This is a genomic window from Pseudomonas sp. JH-2, from assembly GCF_036231725.1.
Lineage (GTDB): Bacteria > Pseudomonadota > Gammaproteobacteria > Pseudomonadales > Pseudomonadaceae > Pseudomonas > Pseudomonas delhiensis.
Window position 1 is genome coordinate 20,709 of sequence record NZ_JAZAQP010000027.1, and the last position, 11,884, is coordinate 32,592.

The following is an 11,884-nucleotide window of genomic DNA, read 5'->3' on the forward strand; positions in this document are numbered from 1 at the left end:
ACGGTGCTGCCGTCCGGCAGTTCCACGGTGACGATGCCTTCCGGCTCGCCAGTGCCGCCCAGGCCGTTGCCATTGTTGTCGGTGATCACCGGCGGTTCCGGGGCCGTGGTGTCGATGGGCTCTATCTCGGCCGGGCCGGTTTCGGTCGGCGGGCTGACATTGCCCGACGGATCGGTGATGGTGACGCTGCCGCTCTCGCCGTTTTCCAGCGGGTTTTCCGGGAATTCCCAGTTGCCGTTGCCATCGACGACGGTGGTCACGGTGCTGCCGTCGGGCAGCTCGACGGTGACGATGCCTTCCGGTTCACCGGTGCCGCCCAGGCCGTTGCCGTTGTTCTCGGTGACCACCGGCGGTTCCGGGGGAACCAGGTCGGCCGGCTCGGTCACGGTCGGCGGGCTGATGTTGCCCGAGGGATCGGTGATGGTGATGATGCCGCTCTCGCCGTTCTCCAGCGGATTCTCCGGGAACTCCCAGTTGCCGTTGCCATCGACGACGGTGGTCACGGTGCTGCCGTCGGGCAGTTCGACGGTGACGATGCCTTCCGGCTCGCCGGTGCCGGACAGGCCGCCGGCGTTGTTCTCGGTGACAGTGGGCTCCTGCGGCGCCAGCAGGTCGGCCGCGCCGGTGCCGACCGGCTCGCTGGTGCCATTGCCGTTGGAAGCGGTGACGGTACCGGCCTGGCCGTTGTCCAGCGGGTTGGGCTGGAAGCTCCAGTGGCCGTTGCCGTCGGTGGTGGTGGTGAGGGTGCTGCCGTCCGGGCGGGTCAGGGTGATCAGGCTGCCGGGCTCGGCGGTGCCGGCCAGGCCCTGCAGGTTGTTGGACAGCACGGCCGGCTTGCCCGGGGCCGCGCCGCCGGCGCCGCCACCCGAGCCGCCGCCACCGCCCCCCGCCGCGGCGGCCAGGCCACCGACGCCCAGGGCGCCCAGGCCGGCCATGGGCAGCAGGCCGAAGGCGTAGTAGGAATCATCGGACTGCACGGCCAACAATTGCTCGATGGAATCCAGCTCGGTGGTCAGCCAGGGTTCGCTCTGGTCCGCCAGCCACAGCTGGCCGTCAGGAGCCTCCAGCACCAGGTCGTGGCGCAGGCCGTCCACGGCCTGGAAGAAGTTGTCGACGGTGACGACCTCGCCGTTCTTCAGACGTATCACCAGGCTGTCGCCGTTGCGGCTGACAGACTGGATGCTGTCCGGCGCGGCCGCGATCTTCACCACGCACGGGTGCGTCAGCAACAACAGGTTCTTGCCGCTGACATCGCTGACCTGTCCCGAACTCTTCGCAATCAGTTGAATTGCGGCCATGTGAACTCCCGCCTGACGAGGCTATCTTTCTTTCTGCAATTGAAAGGGCACTGGCGATTCCAAGATGCATCCTCAAAATACCTGGCCAGCGCCTTATTTGATTCAAATCAAGGAAGACCAAGGCATTCCTTAATTACTGACCGAAAGAATAGGGCGCGTTTCAGGGCATACAATTGGGAATTTTCTTATTCATGGTCCCAGGCGATAAATTCCGAAGCCATATCGGAAAATTCTCAACCCTTTTAATATTTCAACTTAACCCTTTCAGAAAAAGGTATTCCAACGGGAAATAAAAAAGCGGGCCATGCAAGCCCGCTTTTTCAGGTGGTATATAGGATGAAGTTCATCAGTCGAAGAAATGCCCCTCCAGGCAACAGGCCAGCAGTTCCTGGTCCGTGGTCACGCCCAGGCGGCGCTTGGCCGATGCCTTCTGCGCGCTGATGGTCTTGTCGCTGCGCCGCAGCAGGCGGGCTATCTCGCAGACGCGCAGGCCCGAGACGAACAGCCGCAGCACCTCGTACTCCTTGACCGAGAGCGAGGTCAGGCGGCTGTGCAGGTCGCCGCCCTCGCCCGCGCATGGGCTCAGTACCCTGCGGCCCTTGCACAGGGCGTCCAGGGCCGACAACAGCTGGGGCATGCCCGCGTCCTTGCGCACCACCCCCTGCACCCCGAGCTCGCACAGGCGGTCCAGCACCAGGCGGTTGGACAGCATGGTGAAGACCAGGAACTTCACCTCGGGGAAGTTACGTACCAGGTAGCCGATGAAGCGCACGCCGTCGCCGTAGACTTCGTCCCCGGGCATGCTGAAGTCGATGATCGCGATATCGAAATGCTCCCGTCGCAATGCCTCGACCAACTCACCGGAAGTTCGCACCTCACATGCCACCTGATACTGCGGGTGGCGTTCCAGAACTCCACGAACTCCCATCAATACGACTGCGTGATCATCCGCCAGAACGATCTTGATCTTTTTCAAGGCAACCTCACAAACGACGATAACCGCAACTTTCGCGGCTGCCTAATCTAATGGAAGCCCCTGAAAAACGTCACCTTAAAACCGGACTATTTAATCAATATAAGAAAAATCCGACATGGCACCCAAGTTGCCAATAGCGCGCGGGGAAAGAGTGCGGAGCGTCTGCGGTGGCCGTCGCCGGCCCGTCCGCGCACCAACCAGGGCAGCGGAAATGCCGTGAAAAAAATCAGACGGATCGGAAGGGAAAAGGGGGAAACGGAGCTAGCCTGAGGGTAATTGTGGCTACGAAGAATCCCACCCCAAAATGGAGGTGGCCCCGCCAGCCACACCCCGGCACACGATGTCACCGCTGCGGCTGCTCCCTTCCGGGCCTGACCGGGTTCACGGCTGATCGTTGCGGGGGGACCGACAGGGCCACCATAACGAAGCCCGCCTATGTGGCGGGCGGCGACATTGTACCGAGCCCAGCGCAAGTTACAAGCACTTCAAGCACTTAGCGGTGAAATCCGCGATGGGGCACGCAGAAATGGCAATTTGACATCATCGCTCTGCGGCATGATGGCACACTGCCACAGCACTAGTGAGGTGGAGGGGACGGACACCCCTCGGCGCTTCAGCCCTCAACGCTTTGGGAGAATTCCGATGATCAAGTCTGCGCTCGCTGTCCTGGCCCTGGGCCTGTCTTCCACCGCCTTCGCCAACGGCGGCACCATCACCTTCAGCGGCCACATCTACTCGCCACCGTGCCAGGTCGCCGATATCACCAGCGAAGCCAGCGCGCGCCAGGCACGCCTGGCGCTGACGGGCTGCGGCGGGACCTCGAGCCTGTCGTTCAGCGAACCGTCCGGGCAGGAAGCGGCCCGCCAACTGGCGGTGACCGACCTGGACGGCCGCCACGTCGACCTGGGCGCCGGCAACGAGGCGCAAGGCGGCGATCTCAACCTGGTGCTGCGCAACCTGGACGGCCGCAGCGGCGCGCGGCCGCTGCTGCTGAACATCACCTACCTCTGAGTTCCCCCTCCCCCCTCGCCCGGCGGCGCGGGGGATGGCCTCACTCGGCGCGGATCATGCCGCCGGGGATCGGCTGGGTCGACACCTCCAGGTTCGGCCCCAGGTAGAGGTCGCTCTTCTCGAAGCCGGGCCGGCTGCTGAAGCTGGCGTACTTCTCCTGCCCGCGGTGGAAGGTGAAGGCCACCCGGTAGTCGCCGCCACGCAGCAGGCGCAGCGGGAAGCTCAGCACGGCGCCCGGCTGGATCTCCCCGGAGAGGCTTTCCTCGCCGTTCTCCTTGAAGCTGTAGCTCGCCGGCGCGCTGGCGTTGGCGTCGTAGTGCAGCTGGATCTGCGGACGCTCGGTCCAGGCCACGTAGAGGGCGAACAGCAGGACCAGGGCGATCAGCCCCGCGAGCCGCTGCTTTCTAGCCTTGTCCATCGTCGCCCCCGGTCAGTTGAGGCTGTCGGCCAGGGCCTTGGCCGGGACGAAGCGCACCACTCTCTTCGCGGCGATCTCGATGCTCTTGCCGGTCTGCGGGTTGCGCCCGGTGCGCGCGGCGCGCTCGCTCACCTTGAGCTTGCCGATGCCCGGCAGGGTCAGCTCGCCGTCGTTCTCCAGGGCGTCCTGGACGATGCCGGCCAGTTGCTCGAACACACCGCGCACCGAGGCCTGGGTCAGGTCGAGGGATTCGGCGATGTCGCGTACCAGTTGTTCCTTGGTCATTGCCATGGTGTTTCTCTCCGGATGGTCTTGGAAATTCGTTCAGGCACTGATGCCATGCTCTGCCAGTAACGCCAGCAGCCCCTCTTCGTCCATGACGTCCACGCCGAGTTCCTGGGCCTTGGCCAGCTTGGAGCCGGCGCCGGGGCCGGCCACCACGCAATGGGTCTTGGCCGATACGGAGCCGGCGACCTTGGCGCCCAGGCTCTCCAGCTTCTCCTTGGCCACCTCGCGGCTCATGGCTTCCAGGGTGCCGGTGAGCACCCAGGTCTGCCCGGCCAGCGGCAGGCCCTCGGCCTGCTTCTTCTCGCTCGCCCAGTGCATGCCGAATTCGCGCAGCTGCTCTTCGATGGCCCGCGTGCGCTCGGCGTTGCCGGCATCATCGAAGAACTCGCGCAGGCTCTTGGCCGCGCGCTCGGGCAGGCGCTCGACCTGGCGCAGGTCGAGCCAGTCGGCGTGGATGATGCCTTCCAGCGAGCCGAAGCGGCTGGCCAGCTTCTCCGCGCCGGTGGCGGCGATGAAGGGAATGTTCAGCTTGTCGATGAAGCCCGCCAGGGTGGCGCAGGCGGCGAACTCGGCGGCCACCCCGCCCTCTTCCTGCAGTTGCACGCCGTGCTCGGCGTCCAGCAGTTCGGCGATCACCTTGCGGTTGTGCTCGTCGGCGAAGAAGTTGTGGATCTCGTAGGCCACCTCGGCACCGACGTCCGGCAGGTAGGTCAGCACCTCCGGCAGGGCCTGCTGGATGCGCGCCAGCGAGCCGAGGGCGCGGGCCAGCAGCTTGGCGGTCTCCTCGCCGACGTCGGGGATGCCCAGGGCGTAGACGAAGCGCGCCAGGCTCGGCCGGCGGCTGTCGGCGATGGACTTGAGCAGCTTGTGGGTGGAGACCTCGGCGAAGCCTTCCAGCTCGATCACCTGCTCGTAGGTCAGGCGGTAGAGGTCGGCCGGCGACTTGACCAGGCCCTTGTCCACCAGTTGCTCGACGATCTTGTCGCCGAGGCCGTCGATGTCCATGGCCCGGCGCGAGACGAAGTGGATGATCGACTGCTTGAGCTGCGCCTGGCAGAACAGCCGGCCGACGCAGCGGTAGATGGCGCCTTCGCTGACCGACTCGCGGCCCTTGGCGCGCTTGACCAGTTGGGTGCGCTCCACCTGCGAGCCGCACACCGGGCAGTGCTCGGGAATGTGCACCGGGCGCGCGTCGGCCGGGCGGCGCTCGGTGACCACCTGCATCACCTGCGGGATCACGTCGCCGGCGCGGCGGATGATCACGGTGTCGCCGATCATCAGGCCCAGGCGCGCCACTTCGTCCATGTTGTGCAGGGTGGCGTTCGACACGGTCACCCCCGCCACCTGCACCGGCTTCAGGCGTGCCACCGGGGTCACGGCGCCGGTGCGGCCGACCTGGAATTCCACGTCGAGCAGCTCGGTGAGCTCCTCGCGGGCCGGGAACTTGTGGGCAATGGCCCAGCGCGGCTCGCGGGCGCGGAAGCCCAGCTCGCGCTGGAAGTCGATGCGGTTGACCTTGAACACCACGCCGTCGATCTCGTAGGCCAGGCTGTCGCGGCGCTGGCCGATGTCGGCGTAGTAGTCCTGGCAGCCCTTCACCCCGCGGACCAGCCTCAGCTCCCGGCTGACCGGGATGCCCCAGGCCTTGAAGGCCTCGAGTATGTCGACCTGGGTGCCCGGCAGGCTGCCGCCCTCGACGCGGCCGAAGCCGTAGGCGCACAGTTCCAGCGGGCGGCTGGCGGTGATCTTCGGGTCGAGCTGGCGCAGGCTGCCGGCAGCGGCATTGCGCGGGTTGGCGAAGGTCTTGGCGCCGGCCTCCATCTGCCGGGCGTTGAGCGCCTCGAAGCCGGCCTTGGACATGAACACCTCGCCGCGCACTTCCAGCACCGCCGGCCAGCCCTCGCCCTGCAGGCGCAGGGGGATGTTGCGCACGGTGCGCACGTTGGCGCTGATGTCTTCGCCGGTGGTGCCGTCGCCGCGGGTGGCGCCGCGGATCAGCCGGCCGTTCTCGTAAAGCAGGCTGACCGCCAGGCCGTCGAGCTTGGGTTCGCAGCTGTATTCCACCTCGGCGCCGCCGCCGAGCAGGTCGCCGCCCGGCAGCAGGTCGGCCAGGCCTTCGCGCACACGGCGGTCGAAGTCCAGCAGGTCCTGCTCCTCGAAGGCGTTGCCCAGGCTGAGCATGGGGATTTCGTGGCGGATCTCGCCAAAGGCCGAGGCGGCTGCCCCGCCGACGCGCTGGGTCGGCGACTCGGGGGTGACCAGGTCCGGGTGCTCGGCCTCGAGTTCCTTCAGCTCGCGGAACAGGCGGTCGTACTCGGCGTCCGGCACGCTGGGCTCGTCGAGCACGTAGTAGCGGTAGTTGTGCGCGTCCAGTTCGCTGCGGAGCTGGGCGATGCGTTGGGCGGCGGTCTGGGTGTCGGTCATTCAGAAAGCCTCAAGCGGCAAGCTAAAAGCGGCAAGACAAGAAAAGCAAAGCCCCAAGCCAAGCGCTAGGCTTGCAGCTTGGGGCCTGTAGCTTGCCGCTGCGTTTATCGTTTCTGCGTCAGCGCGCGGCGTTCGAACTCGATGATGCGCTGGCGGTAATGCTCGATGGTCTGCGCGGTCATCACGCTGCGCTGCTCGTCCTTCAGCTCGCCGTTGAGTTCGTGGGCCAGCTTGCGGGCGGCGGCGACCATCACGTCGAAGGCCTGCTTCGGATGGCGCGGGCCCGGCAGGCCGAGGAAGAAGCTCACCGCGCGGGTGCTGAACTGGTCGATGTTGTCCAGGTCGAAGGTGCCCGGCTTGACCGCGTTGGCCATGGAGAACAGCACTTCGCCGTTGCCGGCCATGCTCTCGTGGCGGTGGAAGATGTCCATGTCGCCGAAGCGCAGGCCGCTCTCGAGGATGTTCTGCAGCAGCGCCGGGCCCTTGAAGCCACCCTCGTCGCGGCAGATCACGTTGATGATCAGCACTTCTTCCACCGGAGCCGGGGCGGCGGCGGGCGCCGGGCGCTCCTTGTCCTTTTCCTTGTCCTTCTTGCGGTCCCTGGCCCGGGATTTTTCCTTGGGCGCCTCGGCCAGGGGGTCGGGGAAGTCTTCCTCGTCCAGCGGGCCGAGCAGGTTCGGCGCCGGGTCGTCCAGGGCCAGGTCGCCCTGGCGCGGCTCGCCACGGCGCTTGCCACGGGCCGGGTCCTTGGCGCTGACCTTGGGCAGGTCGTGCTCGTCCAGCGAAGGCTCGTGGTGCTCGACCACCCGCGAGGGCCCCAGCACCTCGGCGCTGCCGCCGTCGTCATCGTCGTCCAGTTGGTTGGCGAAATGGCGGTCCAGCTTGAACTTCAGCTTGCCCTTTCCGCCCCGCATGCGCCGCCAGCCATCGAACAGAATGCCGGCGATCACGATAAGCCCAATGACGATCAGCCATTCGCGCAGACCGATATCCATCTAATCCCAGTGCCCCTGATAAAAATGATGATGAAAAAGGGATGTCCTATCCCGGTAAAACGCGAACCCCGAGTTGTATGTTCGCGCGTAACAAAGTGGGCATTAAGCTAGCATGCCCGACACAACTTTTACACCGTCTGCGGCTGTTGCCCGCAGCAATATTCGCAACTTTTCCCGGGCGCCCCCGGGACTGGGCTTACCCCAATCGAATCAAGGGGTTACGCATATCCTCCCAGTACAGCACAGATCAACGCCGGGCGCTGACGAATACTGTACGAAATTTGTCCAGAAGGTACTTCATCAGGCTTCCGCCAGTGCCACGGCTTCTTCCACGTCGACCGCCACCAGGCGCGAACATCCCGGCTCGTGCATGGTCACGCCCATCAACTGGTCGGCCATTTCCATGGCGATCTTGTTGTGGGTGATATAGATGAACTGCACTTTCTCGGACATTTCCTTGACCAGGCGGGCATAACGCCCGACGTTGGCGTCGTCCAGCGGCGCGTCGACCTCGTCGAGCATGCAGAACGGCGCCGGGTTGAGCTGGAAGATGGCGAACACCAGGGCCAGCGCGGTCAGCGCCTTCTCGCCGCCGGACAGCAGGTGGATGGTGCTGTTCTTCTTGCCCGGCGGGCGCGCCATGATCGCCACCCCTGTATCGAGTAGATCTTCGCCGGTAAGTTCCAGGTAGGCGTGACCGCCGCCGAACACCTTGGGGAACAATGCCTGAAGGCCAGCATTGATCTGGTCGAAGGTTTCCTTGAAGCGGTTGCGCGTCTCGCGGTCGATCTTGCGGATGACGTTCTCCAGGGTGTCCAGGGCTTCCACCAGGTCGTCGTTCTGCTCGTCCAGGTAGCGCTTGCGCTGGGATTGCTGCTGGTATTCGTCGATGGCCGCGAGGTTGATCGCGCCCAGGCGCTGGATGCGCCCGGCCAGTTCCTCCAGGCGGGTTTCCCAGACCTTCTCGGCGGCGTCGTGGGGCAAGGTGCCGAGCACCGTGTGCAGGTCGTAGCCGTCTTCGCCGAGCTGCTCCTGCAGCGCCTTGCGACGAACGGTCAGGGCCTGCCACTCCATGCGCTGCTGCTCCAGCTGGCCGCGCAGCAGCTGCGACTGCTGCTCGGCCTGGGTGCGGCGCTTCTCGGCGTCGCGCAGCTGGCGGTCGGCGTCTTCCAGGGTCAGGCGCGCGGTCTTGAGTTCCTCTTCCACGCCCATGCGCCGCTCCAGCAGCTCTTCCAGGCGCATGCGCAGCTCTTCCAGGGGCGCGGCGCCCTCCTCCAGGTTGAGGTTGAGCTGCTCGCAGCGCTCGACCAGGCGCACGGCCTGCACGTCGAGGCGCTCCAGGGCCTGGCGGGTGGATTCGTGCTGCGCCTTCAGCGAGCCGACGCGCACCGCCAGCTGGTGGGCCTGGTCCTTGTGCTGGCGGGCTTCCTGGCGGATACGGTCGAGGCGCTCGCGCAGCTCGTCGCGCTCGGCCAGCAGCGCCTCGCGGCGGCCGGTGTCCTCGGCCATGGCATCCAGCGCCACCTGCAGGTGCAGGCGCGCCTCGCCCAGTTGTTCCTGTTCCAGGGCGCGCTGCTCGGCCAGTTCGGCCAGTTCCTCGTCGAGGCGGCGGCGGCGCAGGGTCAACTGTTCGACCTTGGCCTGCTGGGCCGAGAGCGCGGCCTTCAGCTCGCCGTGGCGGCGGCCTTCGTCCTGGATGCGCCGGCGCAGTTGCTCGCGGCCCTCTTCGACCTGGCGCTGGGCCTGGCGCTGGGCTTCCAGTTGTTCTTCCAGGGCGGCCAGGCGCTCTTCCAGTTCTTCCCGTTCGGCGTACAGCCGTTCCAGCTCCTGGCCGCGGGCGAGCACGCCGGATTCGGCGGAGTCGCCGCGGCGCACCCGCAGGAAGTGCCGGCCGACCCAGTAGCCGTCGCGGCTGACCAGGCTCTGCCCGGCGCCCAGCGCGGCGCGCTGGGCCAGGGCCTGCTCCAGGCTTTCCACCGGGCGCACGCCGGCCAGCCAGGGCGACAGGTCGTGGTCGGCGCTGACCTTGTCCAGCAGGCTGCCGGCGGCACCGGCACCGCCGCGCGGCAGGTCGAGCAGGCGCAGCTCGCCCTTTTCCAGGCCGGCATAGGGCAGCCCGGCGAAATCCTCCAGCAGCACGGCGTTCAGGTCGGCGCCGAGCACGGTTTCCACCGCCAGCTCCCAGCCCGGCTCCACGCGCAGGCCTTCGGCCAGGCGCGGGCGCTGCTCCAGGCCCTGCTCGCGCAGCCAGTCGGCGGCGCCGGCGCCCGGGTCCAGGGCGGCCTGTTGCAGGGCCTCCAGGGAGGCGATGCGGCCGTTCAGGCGCTGCAGTTCGCCCTGGGCCTGGTGCTGCGCGGCGTTGCCTTCCTGCAGGCCCTGGCGCACCTGTTCCAGGCGCTCGACCAGCTCCAGCTCCTCGGCCTGCAGTTCTTCCAGTTGCAGCTCGACGGCGGCCAGTTGTTCGCTCAGCTCGAGGATGGCCGCGCCTTCGGGGTCGGCGGCCAGTTGCGCGCGTTCCTCGGCCAGGCGGCGTTCGCGCTCGAGCTGGCGCTCCAGGCTGTGCTCCAGGTGCTGGATGCTCGACTGCTGCACCTCGGCCTCGCGGCGCGGCTCGGCGCTCTGCTGGTTGAAGGCGTCCCAGCGCTGCTGCCAGTCGTGCATGCCGCTCTCGGACGCTTCCAGCAGGGCGCCGGCTTCCTCGGCGGCGGCGGCGCTGGTTTCCTGCTCGGGGGCCAGCATGTCCAGCTCCTCGGCCAGGGTCGCCAGCAGGGTGCGGTCGTGGCCCAGGTGCGATTCGGTTTCCTGGCGGGTGCGCTCGGCCTCGCGCAGGTCGTCCTGCAGCTGGCGCATGCGCTGCTGGCCGTGCTGGATGCTCTGCTCGACGCGGGCGATGTCGCCGCCCACCGAGTAGAAGCGCCCCTGCACCTGGTTGAAGCGCTCGGACAGCTCGTGGTGGCCGTCGCGCAGGCGCTCGATGCTGGCGTCGGCGCTGCGCTGCTCGGCCACCAGGGCCTCGAAGGCCACCTCCTGGTCGCCGATCACCCGTTCCTTCTGCCCCACCTGCTCGTTCAGCTCGCGCCATTTCAGGGCGCCCAGCTGGGCCTTGAGCTGGCGCTCCTCGGCCTTGTATTCCTGGTACTTCTCCGCCGACTGGGCCTGGCGGTGCAGGCGTTCGAGCTGGCGCTCCAGCTCCTCGCGCAGGTCGGAGAGGCGCGCCAGGTTCTCCTGGGTGCGGCGGATGCGGTTCTCGGTCTCGCGGCGGCGCTCCTTGTACTTGGAGATGCCGGCGGCTTCCTCGATGAAGTTGCGCAAATCCTCCGGCTTGGCCTCGATCAGCTTGGAGATCATGCCCTGCTCGATGATCGAGTAGCTGCGCGGGCCCAGGCCGGTGCCGAGGAAGATGTCGGTGATGTCGCGGCGCCGGCACTTGGTGCCGTTGAGGAAGTAGGTGTTCTGGCCGTCGCGGGTGACGCGGCGGCGGATGGAAATCTCGGCGTAGGCGGCGTACTCGCCCACCAGGGTGCCGTCGGTATTGTCGAAGATCAGCTCGATGGACGCCTGGGTCACCGGCTTGCGCGTGTTGGAGCCGTTGAAGATGACGTCGGTCATCGACTCGCCGCGGAGGTTCTTCGCCGAGCTCTCGCCCATCACCCAGCGCACGGCGTCGATGATGTTGGACTTGCCGCAGCCGTTGGGGCCGACCACGGCGGCCATGTTGCTCGGGAAGCTGACGGTGGTGGGGTCGACGAAGGACTTGAACCCCGCCAGCTTGATGCACTTGAGGCGCATGCCGCTCTCCTCAGCGTTCGGCCAGGGCAGCCAGCACCAGCTGGCTGTTGTGGCGGCCGTAGTCCAGCAGCACCTCGCGGATGGCCGCCTCGTCGCGCTCGATCACCGCCTGCAGCAGGCGGGCGAAGCTGTCGAGGAACTGGCTCATCTCGCTTTTGCGCCGCTCCAGGGCCAGGTGGTAGGTGCGGCTGATGGCCGGCAGCAGGTTCTCCACCGTCTCCTGCAGGTAGGGATTGGCGGCGAACGGGAAGGCGGCGCGCATGATGTCGAAGCTGGATTCGACGAAGGCGTCGATGTCGCCGCGCTGCAGGTTGTCCAGCAGGCGCTGCTGGATGGCCAGGAACGGCTGCAGGTCGCGCTCCTCGCGCCAGGTCCGGGCCACCGCCACGGCGAGCAGGATGTACAGCTCCATGACCAGGGCATAGAGGCTTTCGACGTGGCTGGCGGACAGCTCCGAGACCTGCGCCCCGCGGCGCGGCAGGATGACCACCAGGTGGCGGCGCTCGAGGATCAGCAGCGCCTCGCGCACCGAGCCGCGGCTGACGTTCAGGGCCTGGGTGACCTTCTGCTCCTGGATGCGTTCGCGTTCCTTGAGCTCGCCCCGGATGATGCGTTCGGCGAGGTGGTGGGCAATCTGCTCAGCCAGGCTGTCCGGGGCCTTGAACGTCATGGGTGTCCTTATCGC

Annotated in this window: 9 protein-coding genes and 1 other RNA gene; 1 reads left to right on the top strand and 9 read right to left on the bottom strand. The window is 66.9% G+C overall.

Going from position 1 to position 11,884, the window contains the following annotated elements:
- From VV867_RS18500 to ffs, 3 genes are all read right to left on the bottom strand, one after another.
- On the bottom strand, window positions 1-1,298 hold a 1,298-nt coding region (locus VV867_RS18500; RefSeq protein ID WP_328567228.1), incomplete at its 3' end, for an Ig-like domain-containing protein.
- 346 nt (window positions 1,299-1,644) lie between these two features.
- A complete protein-coding gene (locus tag VV867_RS18505; RefSeq protein WP_109935704.1) occupies window positions 1,645-2,274 on the bottom strand; it encodes a response regulator in 630 nt (209 codons plus the stop codon).
- 314 nt (window positions 2,275-2,588) lie between these two features.
- An RNA gene (gene ffs, locus VV867_RS18510) (signal recognition particle sRNA small type) lies at window positions 2,589-2,685 on the bottom strand.
- A gap of 231 nt (window positions 2,686-2,916) precedes the next feature.
- On the opposite strand from ffs, the gene VV867_RS18515 reads away from it, so the two are divergent.
- Window positions 2,917-3,285, top strand: a complete 369-nt coding sequence (locus tag VV867_RS18515) for a hypothetical protein (protein ID WP_109935703.1) — start codon at window positions 2,917-2,919, stop codon at window positions 3,283-3,285.
- 40 nt (window positions 3,286-3,325) lie between these two features.
- Here the strand turns inward: VV867_RS18515 and VV867_RS18520 are convergent, their stop codons facing one another.
- From VV867_RS18520 to VV867_RS18545, 6 genes are all read right to left on the bottom strand, one after another.
- Window positions 3,326-3,703: a cbb3-type cytochrome c oxidase subunit 3 gene (locus tag VV867_RS18520; RefSeq protein WP_089390421.1), complete on the bottom strand. Its 378-nt coding sequence runs from the start codon at window positions 3,701-3,703 to the stop codon at window positions 3,326-3,328.
- A 12-nt stretch (window positions 3,704-3,715) separates the two neighbouring features.
- Window positions 3,716-3,994 carry an HU family DNA-binding protein gene (locus VV867_RS18525; protein WP_089390420.1) on the bottom strand — a complete coding sequence of 93 codons (279 nt, stop codon included), beginning with the start codon at window positions 3,992-3,994 and terminating at the stop codon, window positions 3,716-3,718.
- 33 nt (window positions 3,995-4,027) lie between these two features.
- Window positions 4,028-6,415 carry an NAD-dependent DNA ligase LigA gene (ligA, locus tag VV867_RS18530; RefSeq protein WP_328567229.1) on the bottom strand — a complete coding sequence of 796 codons (2,388 nt, stop codon included), beginning with the start codon at window positions 6,413-6,415 and terminating at the stop codon, window positions 4,028-4,030.
- 104 nt (window positions 6,416-6,519) lie between these two features.
- Window positions 6,520-7,410 carry a cell division protein ZipA gene (gene zipA / locus VV867_RS18535; RefSeq protein ID WP_109935701.1) on the bottom strand — a complete coding sequence of 297 codons (891 nt, stop codon included), beginning with the start codon at window positions 7,408-7,410 and terminating at the stop codon, window positions 6,520-6,522.
- Between the two features lie 300 nt (window positions 7,411-7,710).
- The gene (gene smc / locus VV867_RS18540; RefSeq protein WP_328567230.1) at window positions 7,711-11,199 is read right to left on the bottom strand and encodes a chromosome segregation protein SMC; all 3,489 of its coding nucleotides are present in this window, start codon (window positions 11,197-11,199) and stop codon (window positions 7,711-7,713) included.
- Window positions 11,200-11,209: 10 nt separating this feature from the next.
- Window positions 11,210-11,869 (bottom strand): GntR family transcriptional regulator, encoded by a 660-nt coding sequence (locus VV867_RS18545; protein ID WP_109935699.1) that lies wholly within the window; start codon window positions 11,867-11,869, stop codon window positions 11,210-11,212.
- Window positions 11,870-11,884: the final 15 nt, after the last annotated feature.

Excerpts from the sequence above, each read along its gene's own strand:
- smc (WP_328567230.1), bottom strand. The coding sequence starts at position 11,199 with ATGCGCCTCAAGTGCATCAAGCTGGCGGGGTTCAAGTCCTTCGTCGAC.
- zipA (WP_109935701.1), bottom strand. The coding sequence starts at position 7,410 with ATGGATATCGGTCTGCGCGAATGGCTGATCGTCATTGGGCTTATCGTG.
- VV867_RS18515 (WP_109935703.1), top strand. The coding sequence starts at position 2,917 with ATGATCAAGTCTGCGCTCGCTGTCCTGGCCCTGGGCCTGTCTTCCACC.
- VV867_RS18520 (WP_089390421.1), bottom strand. The coding sequence starts at position 3,703 with ATGGACAAGGCTAGAAAGCAGCGGCTCGCGGGGCTGATCGCCCTGGTC.
- VV867_RS18525 (WP_089390420.1), bottom strand. The coding sequence starts at position 3,994 with ATGGCAATGACCAAGGAACAACTGGTACGCGACATCGCCGAATCCCTC.
- ligA (WP_328567229.1), bottom strand. The coding sequence starts at position 6,415 with ATGACCGACACCCAGACCGCCGCCCAACGCATCGCCCAGCTCCGCAGC.
- VV867_RS18545 (WP_109935699.1), bottom strand. The coding sequence starts at position 11,869 with ATGACGTTCAAGGCCCCGGACAGCCTGGCTGAGCAGATTGCCCACCAC.